The sequence below is a fragment of the Streptomyces sp. ERV7 genome, assembly GCF_001653515.1.
Classification (GTDB): domain Bacteria; phylum Actinomycetota; class Actinomycetes; order Streptomycetales; family Streptomycetaceae; genus Streptomyces.
The window spans coordinates 102,843-122,807 of record NZ_LYOY01000040.1 but is presented as its reverse complement, the minus strand read 5'-3'; the positions used below and the strand labels follow the sequence as shown (position 1 = coordinate 122,807).

Genomic DNA, 19,965 nt, shown 5'->3' with positions numbered 1-19,965 from the left:
CCGGGTGACGCCCTTGCTCGCTACAGGAGTTCGCCGTGCGCGGCGGGTACACGGGTGAGGAAGGCGAGTCCGTCGATCGCCTCCCTGGCGAGGGCGACGGCTTCCTCGGCGGTGCCGGCGTGGGCCCGGGCCCAGGCCAGCCGGGAGAAGCTGTTCTGAAGGCCGTTCAGTTCGGTGCCCGGTGTGCCCAGCACGTTCAGCGTTACCGCGGCGGGACGCCCGGCCTCGGCGCCGGAGACCTCGACGAGGGTTCCCCGGTCGGGCGCGCCCGCGAACCAGATGGCCTCGCTGCGCCGGGTGCGCTCCGGGTCGTCCAGGGTGGCGCGGATGCCGGGCAGCACCTTCTCGCCGAGGACCTGCTGGAGCTGCGACTCGATCAGGTCCACCCCCGTCGCGTCGGTCACCATGTTCCAGAGTTCGTCGCCGCCGGTGCGCAGATGCGTCTCGATGACGCGCGGCCCGCGCTCGGTGAGGATGACCTCGGTGTGGGTGGGCCCGAACTCGACGCCCAGCGCCTCCAGCGTCGCGACGACGTGCCGGGTGACGGCCTCCGTCTGCGCGGGCTCCAGCGGCGCGGGCATCACATGACCCAGCTCCACCAGGCTGACGGGATCGGAGTACTTGCGGGTCACGGTGACGACGACGTGCTCTCCGCGCTCCGAGAACGCCTCCACGCTGTACTGGGCACCCACGAGGAACTCCTCGACGGTGGCCCGCGGATCGGCGCCCGTACCGCTGGCGCGCTCCAGGGCCGACTCGGCCTCGGCGGCCCCGGCGACGATGGAGACACCCTTGCTGGCCGCGCCCGTGAGCGGTTTGACCACACAGGGGTAGCCGTGCGCCTCGGCGAAGGACCGCAGCTGGGCGGGGCTCTCGACGACCGCGGAGGCCGTGGCCTCGACACCGGTCTCGGCGAGCCGCCGCCTCATCGCGTACTTGTTCATGACGAGTTCGACGATCTCGGGGGTGTGCGTGTCGAGACCGAGGACCTGGGCGACCAGGGCCGCCTGCGGCCGGCAGTCGTCGTAGAAGGACCCGATCCGGGTCACCGGCTCGACGGCGTCGACGGCCCGGGCCATCGCGATCCACTCCTCGTCGGAGGCCTCGGGGCTCAGGACGACGATCCGGCTGTGCTCCTCGGTGTCGTCCATCTTCGCGAGGTGTTCGGGCCAGCAGAGGACGGACGTGGTGACCTTCTGTCCGGCCGTCTCGCCGAACGCGCGCATGCGGGCCGGTATGTCGTATCCGACGCCGAACACCAACACGTGCTCCGTCACGGCAACCCCTCTCCTCGGTGATCTTTTCCGTAGCAATATCAACTGTCAAGGTCCGTACGCCACTTCACGCACGGGGAAGCGGCGGCAAGGGGAAATCGCGCCAAGGCGGGGCCGAGAACGCCTTGTTGCCCCACGCGGTGATCACATATGGTCTCGTGGCGCCCGTGGCACGGTATACGACCACGGCGGACGCACCCGGTTCACGCCGCCGCACGGGGGCCGGGTGGTGGGCGGACGCGGAGTCGCAGCCCGTCACGCCCCACAGGGCGGCGGCGACCAGCGCGGCCACTCCTGCCACGGCTCTACGGGTACGCACCGGCCTCATCACGCGCCACAGAATGCCGCATCGTGGGCCAGGGGTTAAGCGCTGGGTAGCCGGGGTGGTGCGCTCTGTGCTGATTTGGTTGAAATTCGCGTTGTGTACCACCGGCGTGGGCAGCGGCGCGGCTGACGGCCGTGCGCCGTACGTAACGCGACAGCGGCCGGTTCTGCCTCGGGGGCAGGACCGGCCGCTGTCGTTGTCGGCTGCGGGCCGTCAGTGGTTGCTACTTGACCGGCTCGGGCTCCGGGGCCGACTCCGCGTCCTCGGACGCCGCCGGGTCCGCCGGCGTCTTCACCGAGTCGAGGAGCAGCTGGGCCACGTCCACCACCTGGACGGACTCCTTCGCCTGGCCGTCGTTCTTCTTGCCGTTGACCGAGTCGGTCAGCATGACCAGGCAGAACGGGCAGGCCGTGGAGACGATGTCGGGGTTGAGGGAGAGGGCCTCGTCGACGCGCTCGTTGTTGATGCGCTTGCCGATCCGCTCCTCCATCCACATCCGCGCGCCACCGGCGCCACAGCAGAAGCCGCGCTCCTTGTGGCGGTGCATCTCCTGCTGACGCAGGCCCGGGACGGCCGACATGATCTCGCGCGGAGGCGTGTAGACCTTGTTGTGACGGCCCAGGTAGCACGGGTCGTGGTAGGTGATCAGGCCCTCCACCGGTGTCACCGGGATCAGCTTGCCCTCGTCGATGAGGTGCTGGAGCAGCTGGGTGTGGTGGATGACCTCGTACTCGCCGCCGAGCTGCGGGTACTCGTTGGCGATCGTGTTGAAGCAGTGCGGGCAGGTCGCGACGATCTTCTTCGACGACTTCGGCTTCTTCGTCGACTCGTCTTCGTCGTCCTCGCCGAACGCCATGTTCAGCATCGCCACGTTCTCCTGGCCGAGCTGCTGGAACAGCGGCTCGTTGCCCAGGCGGCGCGGGGAGTCGCCGGTGCACTTCTCGTCGCCGCCCATGATCGCGAACTTGACGCCCGCCATGTGCAGCAGCTCCGCGAAGGCCTTGGTGGTCTTCTTGGCGCGGTCCTCAAGAGCGCCGGCGCAGCCGACCCAGTAGAGGTAGTCGACCTCGGACAGGTCCTCGACGTCCTTGCCGACGATCGGGACCTCGAAGTCGACCTCCTTGGTCCACTCGACGCGCGCCTTCTTGGCGAGCCCCCAGGGATTGCCCTTCTTCTCCAGGTTCTTGAGCATCGTGCCCGCCTCGGACGGGAACGCGGACTCGATCATCACCTGGTAGCGGCGCATGTCGACGATGTGGTCGATGTGCTCGATGTCGACCGGGCACTGCTCGACACAGGCGCCGCAGGTGGTGCAGGACCACAGGACGTCCGGGTCGATGACGCCGTTCTCCTCGACGGTGCCGATCAGCGGGCGCTCCGCCTCGGCGATGGCCGCCGCGGGGACGTCCTTGAGCTGCTCGGCCGTCGCCTTCTCGTTGCCCTCCATGTCCTTGCCGCCGCCTGCGAGCAGGTACGGGGCCTTGGCGTGCGCGTGGTCGCGCAGCGACATGATCAGGAGCTTCGGGGACAGCGGCTTGCCGGTGTTCCACGCGGGGCACTGCGACTGGCAGCGGCCGCACTCGGTGCAGGTGGAGAAGTCGAGGATGCCCTTCCAGGAGAAGTGCTCGATCTGGGAGACGCCGTACACGTCGTCGTCGCCCGGCTCCTCGAAGTCGATCGCCTTGCCGCCCGACGTCATCGGCTGGAGCGCGCCGAGGGCCGTGGAGCCGTCCGCCTCGCGCTTGAACCAGATGTTGGGGAAGCCGAGGAAGCGGTGCCAGGCCACGCCCATGTCGGTCTTGAGGGAGACCGTGATCATCCAGATGAACGACGCCGCGATCTTGAGACCCGCGACGCCGTAGGTGATGTTCTGGATGGCCGTCAGGCTCAGGCCCTTGAGCGCCAGGATCAGCGGGTACGAGGCGAAGAACCCGGGCTCGTAGCTGTCGACATGGTGCTGGACGCCCTCCAGGGCGCGCAGCGTCATGATGCAGACGCCGACGATGAGGATGATCGTCTCGACGAAGTACGCCTGGCCGGTGTTGGAGCCCGCGAACCGGGACTTGCGGCCCGGCTTGTCGGCCTTGCTCAGCTGGCGGACGGTGATCAGCGTGAGGATGCCGAGCGTCGTCATCAGGCCGAGGAACTCGACGAAGATCTCGTACGGCAGCCAGTCACCGATGATCGGGATCAGCCAGTCGGCCTGGAAGAGCTGGCCGATCGCGTTGACGATCGTCAGCAGCAGCGAGAAGAAGCCCACCGCCACGAACCAGTGCGCGACGCCGACGATGCCCCAGCGGTTCATCCGGGTGTGGCCGAGGAACTCCTTGGCCAACGTCACGGTGCGCTGTACGGGTTCGTCGGTCCGGGTGCCCGCGGGCACCGGCTGGCCGAGCCGCACGAACTGGTAGATCTGCCAGACGGCACGGCCGAACAGCGCTACGCCGACCGCGATTAGGACCAGCGACACAATGATCGCGGCGAGTTGCATGTGGGGGCTCCTCGGGCCTGCCAGGGATTACTAAGCAGTAACTTATCGAGCTCGTCTGAGCGTACCCATTTATGCGGCGGCGCTGTAGCCGCGCACGCGGTGATCTGTGTCGCTCAGGCGGCCCTCAGTGAACGGGGCCGGCGCCGGGGGTGGTGACCGGCGTCGGTGACTGTGTCGGGGACCAGTGTCGGACAGGGTTTCGGCACTTTTGAAATGTCCATCGTGTTATTCAGCCCATACACGGACATAACAATCTAACTTGGTTCGCATGATCTCCGGGCTCACGGCCGCCGTCGCCGCCCTGCTCTGCACCGCTCTGCTGGCCGCGGTGGTCCGCGCGGCCGTCCTGCGCGCCGGGGCCCGGGGCCGGGGTACCCGCGCCGCCCGTACCCCGCACCTCGGCGGGATCGCGGTCGCGGTGGGCACGCTCGCCGCGGTCGGGGCCGGGCCGGTGCTCGGGCTCGCCGCCCTCGGGGACGGGGTGGGGCCGCTGCTCGGCGCCGCCGGGGCCGTGGCACTGCTCGGCCTCGCCGGGGATCTGCGCCCGCTGGGGGCCCGGGTCAGGATCGGGGTGCAGACCGCCGCCGCCACGGTGGTGGTCGCCCTGGCGTCGGGGCTCTCGCCGGGCCCGGGCGCCCTCGCGGTGCTGTGGATCGTGCTCGTCACCAACGCCTTCAGCCTCCTCGACGCCTCCGACGGGGCGATGGGGACGGTGGCCGGGGTGACCGCGCTCGGCCTCGCGGTCTGCGCCATCGCGGACGCGCTGCCGGGGCTGGCCCTGCTGCTGAGCGTCCTCGCCGCCTCGCTCACGGGGTTTCTTCTGCACAACTGGCATCCCGCGCGGATCGTCCTCGGCCACTGCGGCTCGCTCTTCACCGGCTTCCTGCTCGCCTCGGCCGCCGTGCTCGTCCACACCGAGGCCGGCCCGGCCCGGGCCGCCGCCTCGCTGTTCGCCCTGACCGCCGTGGCCCTGGCCGACGCGGTCCTGGTCCTGGTGTCGCGGCGGCGCGCCGGGCGGGCGCTGGCCGACGGGGCGGCCGACCACATCGCGCACCGGCTGCGCCGCGGCGGCCTGACCGTGCAGGGCACGGCGGTGGTCCTCGGGCTCGCCGCGTTCGCCGGGACGGTCACCGCGCTGCTCGTCCACGACGGCCGCCTCGCGCCGCCCGCCGTGCTGCCGCTCGCGCTGGGCGCGGTGATCGCGGTGGTGGTCCTGCTGCGGGTGCCGGTCTACGGCGACGAGGCCCTGCGTACCGAACCGGCCCCCGGGGCCGCCCGCGAAGGAGCACCGGCGTGAGCATCGACCTGCCCGCGGTGCGGGACCGCGCCCGCACCGCCCTGCGCCGCCTCGCCCGCCCCCTCGGCGCGCCCGGCCGGCCCGCCGACGACGACGGGCCGCGTCTGGTGCGGCTGCTGCGGCGGTACGAGATCGACCTCGTGCTCGACGTCGGCGCGCACAGCGGCGCGTACGGCACGATGCTGCGGCGCTGCGGCTACGAGGGGCGGATCGTCTCCTTCGAGCCGCTCCGCGAGCCCCGCGCCGAGCTGCGGCTGCGGGCGGCGGAGGACCCCTTCTGGTCCGTCCTGCCGTACGCGCTCGGCGACCGCGCCGGGCCGCTCACGCTGAACATCGCGGGCGACGCGGGGCTGAGCAGCTCGGCGCTGGCGATGCTGCCCCGGCACCGCTCGGCCGCGCCGCACGCGGCGTACACGGGTACGCGCAGTGTGGAGGCGCAGCGGCTCGACGGCCTGTGGGAGGGGGTCACCGCGCCCGGCGAACGGGTCTTCCTGCGGCTCGCCGTGCAGGGGTACGAGCACGAGGTGCTGCGGGGGGCGGGGGGGCCGAAAACGTGCTAGCCCAGGGGGTGCATCCAGCCATGGGTGTCCGGCGTCGCGCCGGTCTGAAGGTCGAGGAGCGCCTTGCGCAGCCGCATCGTGACCTCCCCCGGCTCCCCATCCCCCTGCGTCCAGTTCGCACGGGCCGACTTCACCGACCCCACCGGCGTGATCACCGCCGCCGTGCCGCAGGCGAAGACCTCGGTCAGCGTCCCCGCCTCGTTGTCCCGCTTCCAGTCCTCCGTGGAGATCCGCCCCTCCTCCGCCGTGTAGCCGAGGTCCCGCGCGATCTTCAGCAGCGAGTCACGGGTGATGCCCGGCAACAGCGACCCGGTCAGCGACGGCGTGACGATGCGGTCCCCGTACACGAAGTACAGGTTCATCCCGCCCATCTCCTCGATCCACCGGTGCTCCACCGCGTCCAGCCAGACCACCTGGTCGCACCCGTGCTCGGCCGCCTCGGCCTGGGCGACCAGGGACGCGGCGTAGTTGCCGCCGGTCTTGGCCGCACCCGTACCGCCCTTGACCGCGCGCACGTACTCCTCGGAGAGCCAGACCGACACCGGCTTCACGCCACCCGGGAAGTACGCCCCGGCGGGCGACGCGATCACGATGAACAGGTACTCGTTCGCCGGGCGCACCCCCAGCCCGACCTCGCTCGCGATCATGAACGGGCGCAGGTAGAGGGAGGCCTCGCCGGAGGACGGGACCCACGCCCTGTCCTGCTGGATCAGCGCGTCGCAGGCGGCGATGAAGAGCTCGGTCGGCACCTCGGGCATCGCCATCCGGCGGGCCGAGGAGCGGAAGCGCTCCGCGTTGGCGTCGGGGCGGAAGGTCGCCACCGTACCGTCGGGCTGGCGGTAGGCCTTCAGGCCCTCGAAGATCGTCTGCGCGTAGTGCAGCGTCATGTTCGCCGGGTCCATCGACAGCGGCGCGTACGGAGTGAGCTCCGCGTCGTGCCACCCGCGGCCCTCGGTCCACTTGGCCGTCACCATGTGGTCGGTGAAGTGGCGGCCGAATCCGGGGCTTGCCAGGATCGCGTCACGCTCCGCGTCCGACAGCGGGTTCGCGGAGGGCTTGAGCTCGATCGTGGGCGTCGTCATGGTTGCGTGTCCTTCACCGGTTGTGTGGGTCGGACCGCGCTCACGCCGCCTTCGCTGCTGCTAGGACGTCCGAGCTTTTCCGCATGCCGCGGTCCCACGTTCGATTATCGCTCGTGCGGGACCGTGACAGAAACGGTGTGATTGCGGCCCAGGGACTGATGGTGGCACCCCGGGGCCGTACAGGAAAAGCCGCCGGGTGCTGGTGCGACCCGGCGGCTACGTTGAGGAAGAGCGCTCGGGTCAGCCCGATACGCGTACGGCGAGCGCGTCGCCGATCTCGTCGGTGGTCCGGGCGGAGCCGTCCCGCGCGGCCAGGTCGGCCTGGACGGCGTCCTCGATCCGGGCCGCCTCGGCCTCGTAACCGAGGTGGCGCAGGAGCAGGGCGACGGAGAGGACCGTGGCCGTCGGGTCGGCCTTGCCCTGGCCCGCGATGTCCGGCGCGGAGCCGTGCACCGGCTCGAACATCGAGGGGAACGCGCCGGTCGGGTTGATGTTGCCGGACGCGGCCAGACCGATGCCGCCGGTCACGGCCGCGGCGAGGTCGGTGAGGATGTCGCCGAAGAGGTTGTCGGTGACGATCACGTCGAAGCGTTCGGGCTGGGTGACGAAGAAGATCGTCGCGGCGTCGACGTGCAGATAGTCGGTGGTGACGTCCGGGTACTCCTTCGCCACCGTGTCGAAGATGTTCTTCCACAGGTGACCGGCGAAGACGAGGACGTTGTTCTTGTGGACCAGCGTCAGCTTCTTGCGCGGCCGCGCCTGGGCGCGGGCGAACGCGTCGCGCACCACGCGCTCCACGCCGTACGCCGTGTTCACGCTGACCTCGGTGGCGACCTCGGCCGGTGTGCCGGTGCGCAGCGAGCCGCCGTTGCCCGTGTAGGGGCCCTCGGTGCCCTCGCGGACGACCACGAAGTCGATGTCGGGACGGCCGGCCAGCGGCGTCGCGGTGTTCGGGAAGAGCTTCGACGGGCGCAGGTTGATGAAGTGGTCGAAGGCGAAGCGCAGCTTCAGCAGCAGACCGCGCTCCAGGACGCCGGACGGCACGCTCGGGTCGCCGATGGCGCCGAGCAGGATCGCGTCATGGGTCCTGAGCGCTTCGAGCTCCGCGTCCGGCAGGGTCTCGCCGGTGCGGTGCCAGCGCCGGGCGCCGAGGTCGTACTCCTTGGTCTCCAGCTTGACGTCCGCTGGAAGGACGGCGTTGAGGACCTTGAGGCCCTGGGCCACCACTTCCTGGCCGATGCCGTCACCGGGGATCACTGCGAGATCGATGCTGCGAGACATGAAAGCACCGTACTCCGCGTCCCATGCATTGACATGTCGAGTCCATCATGCGGACACCGCGAGCAGACCCGCGGGATGGGCCCTACTCCCTCCGGGCGGCCGCCGAATGGCCGCCCGGGGTGATGTACGGGGAGATTCCGGGGAGTTGCATGGGGACCTGTACGTGCCCCGTTCATCCATCGGTGAGATGCGCGTCGTCTCGGGAGAGGACGTTTCCGGCCATGGACATCCCCCGTTTCGGAATACCCGAGAAGCTCGCCGGCCGTATGAGCATGGCCGAGCAGCACGAGTACCTGCGTACGCGGCTGACGCGGCGCGGGGTGCTGCGCACATCCGTGGCGACCGCCGCGATCGCCGGTGCCGGGGTGGGCACCGGACTCACCGGCACGCCCGCCCACGCGGCGCCCGCCGTGCTCACCTCGCGCGGTCCCGAGGTGGACGGTTCGCTGGTGGCGCCGTTCGGGCGGCACCTGGCGTACGGCGCGGACCCGAAGACGCGGATGACGGTCTCCTGGCAGGTGCCGTTCGCGGTGCGGCGTCCGTACATCCGGATCGGGCTGAAGCCCTGGGCGCTCAGCCACCGGATCGGCGCCGAGGTGCGCCACCTCAGCACACCGGTGCTCAACGGGGGCAAGATCGCCGCGGCCGAGCAGTACTACGTGCACGCGGGCCTGGAGCGGCTGCGGCCGGGCACCACGTACTACTACGGCGTCGGCCACGACGGCTTCGACCCGGCCGACCCGCGCAACCTGGGCACCCTCGGCACCTTCACCACCGCGCCCGAGCGCGCCGAGCCGTTCACCTTCACGGCCTTCGGCGACCAGGGCGTCAGCTACCACGCGCTCGGCAACGACCAGCTGATCCTGGGTCAGAACCCGGCGTTCCATCTGCACGCGGGCGACATCTGCTACGCCGACCCGTCCGGCTCGGGCACCACCGGTGACTCCTACGACGCGCGCACCTGGGATCAGTTCCTGGCCCAGACCGAGTCGGTGGCCAAGACCGTGCCGTGGATGGTGACCACCGGCAACCACGACATGGAGGCCTGGTACTCGCCGGACGGCTACGGCGGCCAGAACGCCCGCTGGTCCCTGCCGGACAACGGCCCGGACCCGGTCGACCAGCCCGGCGTCTACTCGTTCGTGCACGGCAACGTCGGCGTGGTCGCGCTGGACGCCAACGACGTCTCGTACGAGATCCCCGCCAACTTCGGGATCAGCGACGGCAGGCAGACGCAGTGGCTCGACAGACGGCTCGCCGAGCTGCGCGCCGACCGCCACGTCGACTTCATCGTGGTCTTCTTCCACCACTGCGCCTTCTCGACCACCAACGCGCACGCCTCCGACGGCGGGGTCCGCGACGCCTGGGTGCCGCTCTTCGAGAAGCACCAGGTGGACCTGGTCATCAACGGCCACAACCACGTCTACGAGCGCACCGACGCGATTCTGCGGAACGCGGTGGGCCGCCGGGTCCCGATCGGCGAGCGCACCGACCCGACGCGGGACGGCATCGTCTACGTCACGGCCGGCGGCGCCGGGCGCGCGCTCTACGACTTCCCGGCCCCCGACAGCTACGAGGGCCACGTCAAGGACCAGGAGAGCGTGGCCGGCTACCACTGGCTGAAGGGCCGCGCGAAGGCGACGGAGACCGTGGAGTGGTCCCGGGTGCGCTTCACGGGCTACTCGTTCCTCGCGGTGGAGGTCGAGGCGGGCCACCGCCCGTCGATGAGGGTCTCGGCACTGGCGGAGTCCGGCGCGAGGATCGACCACTTCGAGATCAGGCGCGGCAGGTAGGAAGCGGCGGGTTCCCCGCGCCTTCAGGGGCGCGGGTCTACCCGGTCACATGCCCGGTGGCACCACCGTTGTCCCGGCGGTCGAGCGCGCGCTGGAGCGCGGCCGCGGCGTTCTTGCGGTCGGCGTCGCCCGTACGGGCGACATGGCGGACACGGCGGACGGTCGTCGTCTCGGACATGAGGGATCGACTCCTTGAGATCACGGGGGATATCGAGGCGCCGGAAGGGGCGGGGAGCGCTGCCGCAGGGGTTGCCTGCCAAGGGGCACCGCGCTCGCGACCGCCATTCGCTGGATCAGCGAGACGTTCGGCTTCTACAAAGCTAAGGGAGGACTCCGCTTCTGTCTCCACAATTACTCGGACTTCCTACTATCTGAGACGGCGGCTTCGGGGCGGCCCTCAGCGGCGCAGTGCGCGCAGCTCCCGGATGAGGGCGCGGACGGCCACCGTCCCGGCCAGCTCGGGCGTGGTCACATAGCCCACCGAACGCGTCGGGCGCTCCGGTCCGAGATCAGTGATCTCGACTGTGTGCGGTGCTCCGGTCAGCGACAGCTCCGGCATGATCGCCATTCCGAAACCACTGCTCACCATCGAGAGCACTGCTCCGTCGTCCTCGGCCCGCACCGTCGCCGCCGGGATCCACTCCTGCTCGGCCCACCACTCACGGGTGTACGAGGAGCAGTTCTCCATCCAGTCGACCAGCGGCAGCGAGCGCGGCGCCGGATGCCCCGAGGGGTGGACCAGCGCGTACCCCTCCTCCAGGAGGACATCGCCGACCAGCCCCGGCGGCACCGGCGAGCTCGTCCCGATCGTCGCGATACCGAGGTCTCACCACGCCCGCGCCCGGCCCCGCCGACCACGGGCCGCCCACCGCGCCGGGCGCGCTGCGGGGGCGGGCCGAAGGGAGCCGCGCGGTGACGCTCAGCTGGCGGCGGGCGACCGACGACGTCGGCGTGACCTCGTACGACATCTACCAGGAGGACGTGCGGATCCACAGCGTCTCCGGGCGCGAGACCGGCGCGCGGGTCACCGGGCTGCGGCCCGGGACCGTCTACAGCTTCACCGTGCGCGCCCGCGACGCCGCCGACAACTCCTCGCCGGACAGCGACGCCGTCGACCTGACCACGGAGTCCGCGCCGGGAGCGCCCGCCAGTACGGCGCCCACCGAGCTCAGCGCACGCAACGGCGAGGTGGCGGGAGTGCCGACCGTCGACCTGGCCTGGCAGCCGCCGGACACCGGTGGCCCGGTCACCTCCTACCAGCTGTTCCTCGACGGGCGGCTGACCACCACGATCGTGTTCGGCGCGGCGCCGCCGCCGGGCCGGGCCTCGTACAGCCTCACCGTCTCCGCCGAGAAGCCGGGCACCCGCTACCGCCTCAAGCTCCGCGCCCGGCTGCCCGACGGGAAGTGGGGCGACTTCTCGGCCCAGCGCACGGTCGTCATCGGCGGCCGGGCGGCTACGAGGTGAGCCGACGCCCGCCGAACCCGCCCGAGCCGTCCACCTGCTGCCACCACTTCTCCAGACCGCCCTGGTCCATCGCACTCCAGTCCGGCGTCTGCTCGACCAGCCCGACGCCGAGCCGGCGGCCCAGCTCCACCATGGACCTGCCGCTCGTCGCCCGGCCGGTGTCGTACGCGCTCAGCGCCGCCCGCCAGTCGGGCTCGCCGGTGAGGCACTTCTCCAGGGCGGTGGCGTCCTGGAGCGCCTTGACCGCGCCGCCACCGGTGTGCGGGCGGGCCACCGTCGCCGCGTCGCCCGCCAGGACCAGCCGGCCGTTGGCGTAGTGCGGCGCGGTGAAGTCGTACATCGGCTGGACGAAGAGCTCGTCGGCGGTGGTCGTGCGCACCAACTGGCCCCAGTAGGGCGCGAGTCGGGTGTCCGCGATATGGGCGAGCCGGGTGTGCAGGGTCTCGGCGAGGGTGCCGGGTGGCAGGCTGGTCGGATTGTCGAAGCGCAGGGCGAGGTCCGGGGGAGGGGCGGTGTACAGCACCCAGTTGATCCGCAGCCCGCCCCTGCCGTCGGGGATGCGGTAGATGATGACGTGCCCGCCGGGGAACACCGCGTACACGCAGTCCTCGTCGGGCCACAGCTCCGGCGCCATCAGCCGCTCCGCCGCGAAGGCGCCGCGCCAGGCCAGATAGCCCGCGTAGCGCGGGCGCACCTCGGGGCACGCGGCCGTGCGCACGGCCGAGCGGTAGCCGTCGGCGCCGATCACCAGGTCGAACCGCTCGCCGGGGCCGTCGGGCCCCATCGCCAGCTCCACGCCGTCCGGGGTGACCTCCACCGAGGTGACGGCCGTCCCGGACCGGAACTCGGCCGACCCGGGCACCCGCTCGCGCAGTTCCCGCCAGAGCGGACCCCAGTTGTACGTACGGAAGGGGAACGGCAGCACCCCGATGCGGCGCCCGAGCGGCGCCGAGCCGTCCCGCACGTACCAGCACCGGCGGCCCAGCTGGAGCCACGGCATCGAGGCATCGACGTAACCGGCCGCCTCCAGCTCCGCGTACCGGTCATTGTGCATGGCCAGCCCCACGCCGCGGTCCGCCAGATGGCCCGGGGCCCGTTCGAAGACGGTGACCTCCGCCGCGCCGCCCCGGTGGGCGGCCAAGGCCGCGGCACACCCGGCGATACTGCCGCCGACCACGGCGACCCTGCCTCCACGTAACATCCGCTCATTCTTGCAGGGCGGACGCGGCGCGGGGCCGCGGGCGAAGGATTCGCCCCGGCCCCGCGTGAAGTGACGTCGGGTCAGCCGACCAGCTGCTCATAGGCCGGAAGCGTCAGGAAGTCCGCGTAGTCCGCGTCCAGGGAGACCTTGAGCAGCAGGTCGTGGGCCTGCTGCCAGCGCCCGGCCGCGAAGGCCTCCTCGCCGATCTCGGCGCGGATCGCGGCCAGTTCCTCGCCCGCGACCTTGCGGGCGAGCTCGGCGGTGGCGAGCTCGCCGTTCTCGAACACCACACCCGCGTTGATCCACTGCCAGATCTGCGAGCGGGAGATCTCGGCGGTGGCCGCGTCCTCCATGAGGTTGAAGATGGCGACGGCGCCCAGGCCCCGCAGCCAGGCCTCGATGTAGCGGGTGCCGACCTGGACGGCGTTGCGCAGGCCGTCGTAGGTGGGCTTGGCGTCGAGGGAGTCGATGGCGATCAGGTCGCCGGGGGCGACGGACACGTCCTCGCGCAGCCGGTCCTTCTGGTTCGGCCGGTCGCCGAGGACCGCGTCGAAGGAGGCCATGGCGATCGGGACGAGGTCAGGGTGGGCGACCCAGGAGCCGTCGAAGCCGTCGCCCGCCTCGCGGTCCTTGTCGGCCTTGACCTTCTCGAAGGCGACCTTGTTGACCTCGGCGTCCTTGCGGGACGGGATGAAGGCCGCCATACCGCCGATGGCGTGCGCGCCGCGCTTGTGGCAGGTGCGGACGAGGAGTTCGGTGTACGCGCGCATGAACGGGGCCGTCATGGTCACCAGGTTGCGGTCCGGCAGGACGAACTTGGGGCCGCCGTCACGGAAGTTCTTGACGATCGAGAAGAGGTAGTCCCAGCGGCCCGCGTTCAGCCCGGCGGCGTGGTCGCGCAGCTCGTAGAGGATCTCCTCCATCTCGTACGCGGCCGTGATCGTCTCGATGAGGACGGTCGCGCGGACGGTGCCCTGGGGGATGCCGACGTAGTCCTGCGCGAAGACGAAGACGTCGTTCCAGAGGCGGGCCTCCAGATACGACTCCGTCTTGGGGAGGTAGAAGTACGGGCCCTTGCCGAGCTCGATGAGGCGCTTGGCGTTGTGGAAGAAGTAGAGGCCGAAGTCGACCAGGGCGCCGGGGACCGGGCGGCCGTCGAAGCGCAGATGGCGCTCCTCCAGGTGCCAGCCGCGCGGGCGCATCACGACGGTGGCGAGCTCGCCCGCGTCCTTGAGCGCATACGACTTGCCCGACCTCGGGTCGGTGAAGTCGATCTTCCGCTCGTACGCGTCGATCAGGTTGAGCTGGCCGAGGATCACGTTCTCCCAGGTGGGGGCGGAGGCGTCCTCGAAGTCGGCGAGCCAGACCCTGGCGCCGGAGTTCAGCGCGTTGATGGTCATCTTGCGGTCGGTCGGACCGGTGATCTCGACCCGGCGGTCGTTGAGCGCGGCCGGGGCCGGGGCGACCTTCCAGTCGCCCTCGCGCACGGCGGCCGTCTCGGGGCGGAAGTCCAGCGTGGAGGTGCGGGCGATCTCGGCGCGGCGCTCCTGGCGGCGGAGGAGGAGCTCGTCACGGCGGGGCGTGAACAGCCGGTGCAGCTCGGCCACGAAGGCGAGGGCCGCGTCGGTGAGCACCTCGTCCTGCCGGGGCAGGGGTTCGGCGTCGACGATGGCCAGCGGGGACGGCGCTGGTGCGGACATGTGCTGTCACTCCTTCGCGGGCGGTGCCCTGACCGGCCGCCGGGAGGCAGAAATGGCACTGCGTGCCAGGGCCCCGGATGCGACTGGGGGCGCCGTCTCAATCAATCGGGCGCTTCTGAACAGTGGATACTAGTTTCCTCATAGTGGAAGTTCAATGGTTTGTTGATATCGAGATTCTCCGGGTCGACAGACCGTGGCGCTCGGTGCCATCGCGTTCACTCCAGGTGTACCGGAGGATCAGCCGAGCCGCCCGAGATCCGCCTCCGTGTCGATGTCGTACGGCTCGGCCACGTCCCCGCACTCGACGAGCGCGATCTCCGCCTCGTGCTCCGCGAGATAGGCGCGCGCCCCGCGGTCGCCCCGCGCGCTCGCCGCGACCGGCTGCCACCGGTCGGCGCCGAAGAGCACGGGATGGCCGCGCTTCCCGTCGTACGCGGCGGCCACGAGCGAGTCCGGTGAGCGGTACGCGGCCCGGACGCGCCCGATCGCCTGTGCGCCGATACCGGGCTGGTCGACCAGGCTGACCAGGGCGGCCCCGGCCCCCGTGCCGGTGAGCGAGGCGAGGCCCGCGCGCAGGGAGGAGCCCATGCCCTCGTCCCACTCCGGGTTGTCGACCAGTACACAGCCATCGAGCCGGGCGCGGGCGCGCACCTCGTCGGCGGCGGCCCCGAGCACCACGTGCACGGTGGTGCAGCCGCCCTCGCGCAGCACCCGTACCGCGTGCTCCACCAGCGGGCGGCCCCGGTGCGTCAACAGGGCCTTGGGGCGGCCGCCCAGGCGCCGCCCGCCGCCGGCCGCCAGGAGCAGGCCCACGACCTGCGGTTCGTCGTTCGTCGGTGAGGTCATGGCCCCACGTATACCGAATGCGCCCGCCGAATTCCGTCCACACGGTGGCGCGCGCCGGGCGCGATGGCGTTAACTGGCCCGCAACTCCCGTCAGTTGACCTTCGCTGACGGGCTGTGAGCACCGGCACGAAGATGTGCGTGGGGAAGGAACTTTGTTGCGACGCGTGGAGCAGTGGCCCGTGACCGGCAGTGCGGATCCCAGGGTGGCGGGGCTGCGGGTCGCCGTGGCGCGGCTGCGCCGGGAGCTGGCGGGGTACCCGGGGGAGTTTCCGGACCGGGCCGTCGCCGAGGACGAGCTGGCGGCGCTGGACGCGATGGCGGTGTCCGGCGCGCCCGAGGTCCCGCGACTGCGCCGCTCACTGCTGCTGATCGCGGGCTCCATCGGCTCGGTGAGCGCGCTGTCCGTGGCGGTGAAGGGGGTACGGGAGGCGGTCGACTTATTCGGTGAGCCGCAGCGCTGACGCGTTGCCCGGGGGACTGCCGCGCAGCGGCATCTTCAGGGGCGCGGGGAACTGCGCGAGCAACCCACCGCAACCCGCCGACGGACTCCGGGCCGATCCAGAAGCGGCTACGCCACCCAGTGCGGGCGGTCCGGCTCGCGCAGGGTCGTGGGCAGGCCCGCGGACAGGGTTGCCGCGAGGCGGCGGACCGCCTCCCGGGTGACATCCGGCGGCATGCAGTACGGAATCCGCAAGCGATGCTCATGCGTGCCGGGGTCCGCCGCGAAACGGGCCCCGCCCTGGAGGCGCACCCCATGCCCCAGTGCGGCCTCGCACAGCGCGCCCGCGATCGGGCGGCCCAGGTCGACCCAGAGCGTCAGACCGCCCGGCGGCAACTGCCAGCGCCATTCGGGGAAGTGGCGGGCCAGGGCGTCCGCCAGGGCCGACCGCCGCTCCCGCATCTGCGCCAGCCGCTCCACCAGCACGCCGTCCATACCGGGCAGCAGCTCGATCGCCACCAGCTGGTCCAGGACCGAGGACGCCATGTCCCGGTGGATCCGGGTCGCCGCCAGCTCGGTGATGAGCCGTGAACCCGCCCGTACCCAGCCGATGCGCAGCCCGCCCCAGTGCGTCTTGCTCAGCGAGCCGACCGTCACGATCTGCTCCGCCTCGCCGTGGCGTGCGAGCGAGGCGAGCGGGGCGGGCGCCGGAACGTCCAGCGCCATCTCCGCCATCGTCTCGTCGACCAGCAGCCAGGTCCCGGTCGCGCGCGCCGAGCGCAGCAGCCGGGCGCGCTGCTCGGCCCCCATCAGGGCGCCGGTCGGATTGTGGAAGTCCGGGATCAGATACGCGAGCCGGGGCGCGGTCTGCCGCAGCGCGCACTCCAGCAGCTCGCCGTCCCAGCCCTCGTCGGTCACTGGCACGGGCGTCATGCGCAGCCCGGCGTAGCGGATCGCGTCCAGGCCGTTGGCGTACGAGGGGCTCTCCACCAGGACGCGGTCGCCGGGGCGCGCGAGCAGCCCCATCACCAGGGAGAGGGCCTGCTGGGCGCCCGTGGTGACCAGGATCTGGTCGGGGAGCGTCGGCAGGCCCCGCCGGGTGTACCGCTCGGCCACGGCCGCGCGCAGCTCGGGCAGGCCCAGCGGGTGGTAGCCGGGGGTGCGCAGATGGCCGGGCAGCCGCGCCCCGGCGAGCGCCAGCGCCTCGGCGTACTCGGCCTCCGGCGCGGCCGGGGCCGCCATCGCCAGGTCGATGGTGTCCGCGCCGTCCGGGAAGCTGGCCACATTGGCCGGGCGCCGGCCGGCCGGCAGCTCGGTCCAGGTGCCCGCGCCCCGGCGGCTCAGCGCGTATCCGCCCTCGCGCAGCAGGTCGTACGCGGCGGTCACGGTGGCCCGGCTCACCCCGAGGGCGCCGGCCAGCTCGCGCTCGGCGGGCAGCCTCGTGTGCAGCGGAATACGCCCGTCCAGCAGCAGGGTGCGCACCCCCTGGGCGAGCGCGCGATAGCCGGGGCGCTCCCCGGCGGTGGCGGCCACCAGCGTGGCCAGCTGTCGGCTGCCCAGCGTCCGGCTGCTGTCGGCCACCCCGCCCAAGGAGTGGACCGTTCCCATCCCTGCCATACCAACTCCCTTGGATTGGCCCTGCTGTCCAGGCCAATAAGCCTACAGACTCTCCAAGTGTCAGCGCATTGGTCTGGAACGGCCGGAAAGGGCGAGAACCATGCAGGGCGAGGCGACGGTCATGGGCACGGCGGCGGGTACGGCGGCGGGGACGGTGACGGACCGGTTCGAGCGGGAGATGCAGCGGCGCCGCGAAGAGGGGCCGAGGCCCCTCTCCCCCGGCCGGCTGTGGGCCCTTCGGCCGTGGAAGGGACGGGCCGAGTGAGCGGGCGGCACGGTGGGCCGGGCCCGGGGCGGGTGGTCGTGGGCGTGAGCGGTTCGCTGGGCAGCCTGGCCGCCCTGCGCGCCGCCGCCGACGAGGCGCGGCGCAGCGGCCGCAGACTGGTCGCCGTGATCGCGTGGGAGCCGCCCGAGGGCGAGTACCTGTATCTGCGCCACCCCGACCCGGCGTGGGCGGCGCACTGGGAGCAGGACGCGCGCCGACGCCTCGACGAGGCCTTCGCGGACGCGTTCGGCGGGCTGCCGCCGGGCGTCGAGGTCCGCGAGGTGGCGGCGCGCGGGCGGCCGGGGCCCGCGCTGTGCACGATCGCGCACCGCCCGGACGACCTGCTGGTGGTGGGCGCGCGCTCGGGCACCTGGCGGGCCCGGGTGCGCCGGTACGTACTGCGGCACGCGGAGTGCCCGCTGCTGACCGTGCCCGCGCCGCGGGCGCCGAAGGGTGCGGCAAGGGAGCTGCGCCGGGCCACGGCACAGGACTTCGCGCTGCGGGTGTGAGCCCCCGGCGGCCGGGGGCTCACGGGCGCGAGGCCTGTGGCGGTGTGTCCGCGGTGAGGGGTCCGAAGACGGGCTCTCAGCCCCCGCCCCGGTCGTCCTCCGCCTCCGGCGGCAGCACGTCCTGCGGCGCGTTCGCCGCGAGCAGCGCGAAGAGTTCGGCCGCCGGGTACGCGCGGTCCGCCTCGACGCCCGAGGGGGCCGGGGACGCCGGAACCAGGGTGTCCGAGGCGGGTGAGTGCAGCCAGACGGCGATCAGATGGACGGCCGGAAGATGCAGCAGCCGCACCTCCGCGTCGTCGCCCGGCGCCCGCCCGGCGGCCTCAAGGGCGGCCGCCGTACCGGCCACGAACGGCCCGTAGTTGAGCTGGCTGAAGACGTGGCCGCCCGCCTCGTCCCGTACCGTCTCGGCGAGCGCGACCGGCCCCGAGTCGTGCTGGACGAGATAGCGCCAGGCGACCGGCCGGGCGCGGCCCAGGCCGCCCGGCAGATCGCCGAGGCCGATCACGTACATCTGGAGCGGATGGGCCAGCCGGAGCTCGTCGGCCGCGGCGGGCAGCAGCGTCGCCGTGCGGACCCGGCCGAGGCCCGCGAGGAGCTCGACCCCGGCCTCGGCGGCCGAGCGCGACTCCTGGGGTGGCTGCGGTACTTGAAGCGCCATGGGTCCGTCCCCTATGCCCGGGTGTAGTAGCTGTGGGTCCAGGTTCCACTGCCCTGGTAGCTGGTCGCGAGCGTGTTGTAGACCTGGTCGGACCGGCCGTAGATCGGGTCGTCGACGGCCACGATCGCGTCCGAGCCGCTCAGCGGCGCGTCCACGCCCATCGCGGTGAGGAAGTGCCCGCCGCCGGTCGACCAGCCGATCCGGACGCACAGCGGACGGCCCGCCTTGATCTCGGACTCGACCGTCGCGAAGTCCACCCGGTTGGAGACCATCCGGTCGAAGTGACCGACGATCCGCAGCGGATTGTCCAGCGGCTGCTGGGAGTTGCAGCCGGCCCCGCTCGCCCCGCCGCCGCAGCAGTCGGTGCGCCCGGTCTGCGAGTTGGCCACCGCGCACTGGGTCCAGGTGCTCCCGGCGTTGTAGAAGCGGGCGATGCTGGTCGACACCGCCGCCCAGCACCAGTTGGTCTGCGTCTGGGCCTGCATCGTGAAGGCCAGCCGGCCGCCGTCCCACAGCCGGTAGACCGGCTTGTCGTCCAGGACCGTGATGTCGGTGACGATGTGCAGCGGGGCGCCCCATTCGACGGTGACCACGAAGGTCACGCCGTGGTTGGGGTCGTACGGCGGGGAGTGCGGGCTGATGTTGCTGACCCGCACCGGCGCCGCGCCCGTGAACCGGGGGCTGTGCTTGAGGTCGTTGGGGTCGACGCTGAACTCGGAGACCGTGACGATGACCGTCGAGTCGTGGTCGATGATGCCCCAGTTGAAGTTCAGCGCGGTACGGCCCTGGAGCCCGGCCCAGTACTGGCGTGCGGTACGCGGCATCGGCCCCCCTCAGCCGTTCTGGTACTCGATGGCGACCGGTGGGCCGTCCAGGACCGTGATGTCGGTGACGATGTGCAGCGGCGCGCCCCACTCCACGTTGACCGTGAACGTGACCCCGTGGTTCGGGTCGTAGGGCGGCGAGTGCGGGCTGATGTTCTCCACCGTGATCGTGGCGGCGCCGACGAACCGGGGGCTGTGCCTGGGGTCGTTGTTGTCCACGCTGTACTCGGACGCGGTGATGATCACGGTCGAGTCGTGGTTGATGATGCCCCAGTTGAAGTTGAGTCGGGTGCGTCCTTGCAGATTCCACCAGTACTGGCGGGCTGTCTGTGGCAT

At 71.8% G+C, this 19,965-nt stretch carries 18 protein-coding genes and 2 pseudogenes; 7 read left to right on the top strand and 13 right to left on the bottom strand.

The window, feature by feature from the left end; genetic code table 11:
• Positions 1–20 precede the first annotated feature (20 nt).
• Positions 21–1,277, bottom strand: a complete 1,257-nt coding sequence (locus A8W25_RS15085; protein WP_067161688.1) for an ATP-grasp domain-containing protein — start codon at positions 1,275–1,277, stop codon at positions 21–23.
• Positions 1,278–1,822: 545 nt separating this feature from the next.
• Positions 1,823–4,090, bottom strand: a complete 2,268-nt coding sequence (locus tag A8W25_RS15080) for a (Fe-S)-binding protein (protein WP_067161685.1) — start codon at positions 4,088–4,090, stop codon at positions 1,823–1,825.
• A 268-nt stretch (positions 4,091–4,358) separates the two neighbouring features.
• On the opposite strand from A8W25_RS15080, the gene A8W25_RS15075 reads away from it, so the two are divergent.
• A complete protein-coding gene (locus A8W25_RS15075; RefSeq protein ID WP_067161682.1) occupies positions 4,359–5,387 on the top strand; it encodes an MraY family glycosyltransferase in 1,029 nt (342 codons plus the stop codon).
• Positions 5,384–5,947: an FkbM family methyltransferase gene (locus A8W25_RS15070; protein ID WP_067161679.1), complete on the top strand. Its 564-nt coding sequence runs from the start codon at positions 5,384–5,386 to the stop codon at positions 5,945–5,947. Before A8W25_RS15075 ends, A8W25_RS15070 begins: the two co-directional genes overlap by 4 nt.
• On the opposite strand, the gene A8W25_RS15065 is transcribed toward A8W25_RS15070, so the two are convergent.
• Complete coding sequence (locus tag A8W25_RS15065) at positions 5,944–7,029, bottom strand: branched-chain amino acid aminotransferase (RefSeq protein ID WP_067161677.1); 1,086 nt, start codon at positions 7,027–7,029, stop codon at positions 5,944–5,946. The genes A8W25_RS15070 and A8W25_RS15065 overlap by 4 nt on opposite strands.
• Before the next feature lie 240 nt (positions 7,030–7,269).
• On the bottom strand, positions 7,270–8,310 hold the full coding sequence (locus tag A8W25_RS15060) for a 3-isopropylmalate dehydrogenase (protein ID WP_067161675.1): 1,041 nt from the start codon (positions 8,308–8,310) through the stop codon (positions 7,270–7,272).
• Positions 8,311–8,531: 221 nt separating this feature from the next.
• Between A8W25_RS15060 and A8W25_RS15055 the strand changes: the two genes are divergently transcribed.
• A complete protein-coding gene (locus A8W25_RS15055) occupies positions 8,532–10,103 on the top strand; it encodes a purple acid phosphatase family protein (RefSeq protein WP_067161672.1) in 1,572 nt (523 codons plus the stop codon).
• Between the two features lie 37 nt (positions 10,104–10,140).
• On the opposite strand, the gene A8W25_RS33440 is transcribed toward A8W25_RS15055, so the two are convergent.
• Together A8W25_RS33440 and A8W25_RS15050 are read right to left on the bottom strand one after the other, a co-directional pair.
• Positions 10,141–10,281: a hypothetical protein gene (locus tag A8W25_RS33440; RefSeq protein WP_107470704.1), complete on the bottom strand. Its 141-nt coding sequence runs from the start codon at positions 10,279–10,281 to the stop codon at positions 10,141–10,143.
• Positions 10,282–10,500: 219 nt separating this feature from the next.
• Positions 10,501–10,929, bottom strand: a pseudogene (locus A8W25_RS15050) (LysR family transcriptional regulator substrate-binding protein); the annotation flags it as partial.
• On the opposite strand from A8W25_RS15050, the pseudogene A8W25_RS15045 reads away from it, so the two are divergent.
• A pseudogene (locus A8W25_RS15045) lies at positions 10,890–11,570 on the top strand (fibronectin type III domain-containing protein); the annotation flags it as partial. The pseudogenes A8W25_RS15050 and A8W25_RS15045 overlap by 40 nt on opposite strands.
• Here A8W25_RS15045 and A8W25_RS15040 read toward each other — a convergent pair.
• The 3 genes from A8W25_RS15040 to A8W25_RS15030 all read right to left on the bottom strand — a co-directional run bounded on the left by A8W25_RS15040 (position 11,560) and on the right by A8W25_RS15030 (position 15,317).
• Entirely contained in the window at positions 11,560–12,771 is a 1,212-nt protein-coding gene (locus tag A8W25_RS15040) for an FAD-dependent monooxygenase (RefSeq protein ID WP_067161666.1), read from the bottom strand. The pseudogene A8W25_RS15045 and the gene A8W25_RS15040 sit on opposite strands and share 11 nt — an antisense overlap.
• An 80-nt stretch (positions 12,772–12,851) precedes the next feature.
• Positions 12,852–14,471 (bottom strand): malate synthase A, encoded by a 1,620-nt coding sequence (gene aceB, locus A8W25_RS15035; protein ID WP_067161663.1) that lies wholly within the window; start codon positions 14,469–14,471, stop codon positions 12,852–12,854.
• 237 nt (positions 14,472–14,708) lie between these two features.
• On the bottom strand, positions 14,709–15,317 hold the full coding sequence (locus A8W25_RS15030; protein ID WP_067161660.1) for a nucleotidyltransferase family protein: 609 nt from the start codon (positions 15,315–15,317) through the stop codon (positions 14,709–14,711).
• A 152-nt stretch (positions 15,318–15,469) separates the two neighbouring features.
• Here A8W25_RS15030 and A8W25_RS15025 point away from each other — a divergent pair, with 152 nt between their 5' ends.
• The gene (locus A8W25_RS15025; protein WP_199831757.1) at positions 15,470–15,778 is read left to right on the top strand and encodes a DUF5955 family protein; all 309 of its coding nucleotides are present in this window, start codon (positions 15,470–15,472) and stop codon (positions 15,776–15,778) included.
• A gap of 107 nt (positions 15,779–15,885) precedes the next feature.
• On the opposite strand, the gene A8W25_RS15020 is transcribed toward A8W25_RS15025, so the two are convergent.
• Entirely contained in the window at positions 15,886–17,373 is a 1,488-nt protein-coding gene (locus tag A8W25_RS15020) for a PLP-dependent aminotransferase family protein (RefSeq protein WP_067161658.1), read from the bottom strand.
• Between the two features lie 100 nt (positions 17,374–17,473).
• Between A8W25_RS15020 and A8W25_RS33990 the strand changes: the two genes are divergently transcribed.
• Together A8W25_RS33990 and A8W25_RS15015 are read left to right on the top strand one after the other, a co-directional pair.
• Positions 17,474–17,638: a hypothetical protein gene (locus A8W25_RS33990; protein ID WP_158942552.1), complete on the top strand. Its 165-nt coding sequence runs from the start codon at positions 17,474–17,476 to the stop codon at positions 17,636–17,638.
• Positions 17,602–18,147 carry a universal stress protein gene (locus A8W25_RS15015; RefSeq protein WP_324616216.1) on the top strand — a complete coding sequence of 182 codons (546 nt, stop codon included), beginning with the start codon at positions 17,602–17,604 and terminating at the stop codon, positions 18,145–18,147. Before A8W25_RS33990 ends, A8W25_RS15015 begins: the two co-directional genes overlap by 37 nt.
• Positions 18,148–18,223: 76 nt before the next feature.
• Here A8W25_RS15015 and A8W25_RS15010 read toward each other — a convergent pair whose 3' ends face one another.
• The 3 genes from A8W25_RS15010 to A8W25_RS15000 are packed head-to-tail and all read right to left on the bottom strand — an operon-like array spanning position 18,224 to position 19,965.
• A complete protein-coding gene (locus A8W25_RS15010; protein ID WP_067161652.1) occupies positions 18,224–18,805 on the bottom strand; it encodes a hypothetical protein in 582 nt (193 codons plus the stop codon).
• 11 nt (positions 18,806–18,816) lie between these two features.
• Positions 18,817–19,629, bottom strand: coding sequence for a papain-like cysteine protease family protein (locus A8W25_RS15005; protein ID WP_067161650.1), 813 nt, complete (start codon positions 19,627–19,629; stop codon positions 18,817–18,819).
• Positions 19,630–19,638: 9 nt separating this feature from the next.
• A complete protein-coding gene (locus A8W25_RS15000) occupies positions 19,639–19,965 on the bottom strand; it encodes a hypothetical protein (protein ID WP_067161647.1) in 327 nt (108 codons plus the stop codon).

Coding starts and splice junctions, on each gene's coding strand:
- A8W25_RS15080 (WP_067161685.1), bottom strand. CDS start 4,090: ATGCAACTCGCCGCGATCATTGTGTCGCTGGTCCTAATCGCGGTCGGC.
- A8W25_RS15075 (WP_067161682.1), top strand. CDS start 4,359: ATGATCTCCGGGCTCACGGCCGCCGTCGCCGCCCTGCTCTGCACCGCT.
- A8W25_RS15065 (WP_067161677.1), bottom strand. CDS start 7,029: ATGACGACGCCCACGATCGAGCTCAAGCCCTCCGCGAACCCGCTGTCG.
- A8W25_RS15060 (WP_067161675.1), bottom strand. CDS start 8,310: ATGTCTCGCAGCATCGATCTCGCAGTGATCCCCGGTGACGGCATCGGC.
- A8W25_RS15055 (WP_067161672.1), top strand. CDS start 8,532: ATGGACATCCCCCGTTTCGGAATACCCGAGAAGCTCGCCGGCCGTATG.
- A8W25_RS33440 (WP_107470704.1), bottom strand. CDS start 10,281: ATGTCCGAGACGACGACCGTCCGCCGTGTCCGCCATGTCGCCCGTACG.
- A8W25_RS15040 (WP_067161666.1), bottom strand. CDS start 12,771: ATGTTACGTGGAGGCAGGGTCGCCGTGGTCGGCGGCAGTATCGCCGGG.
- aceB (WP_067161663.1), bottom strand. CDS start 14,471: ATGTCCGCACCAGCGCCGTCCCCGCTGGCCATCGTCGACGCCGAACCC.
- A8W25_RS15030 (WP_067161660.1), bottom strand. CDS start 15,317: ATGACCTCACCGACGAACGACGAACCGCAGGTCGTGGGCCTGCTCCTG.
- A8W25_RS15020 (WP_067161658.1), bottom strand. CDS start 17,373: ATGGCAGGGATGGGAACGGTCCACTCCTTGGGCGGGGTGGCCGACAGC.
- A8W25_RS33990 (WP_158942552.1), top strand. CDS start 17,474: ATGCAGGGCGAGGCGACGGTCATGGGCACGGCGGCGGGTACGGCGGCG.
- A8W25_RS15010 (WP_067161652.1), bottom strand. CDS start 18,805: ATGGCGCTTCAAGTACCGCAGCCACCCCAGGAGTCGCGCTCGGCCGCC.
- A8W25_RS15005 (WP_067161650.1), bottom strand. CDS start 19,629: ATGCCGCGTACCGCACGCCAGTACTGGGCCGGGCTCCAGGGCCGTACC.
- A8W25_RS15000 (WP_067161647.1), bottom strand. CDS start 19,965: ATGCCACAGACAGCCCGCCAGTACTGGTGGAATCTGCAAGGACGCACC.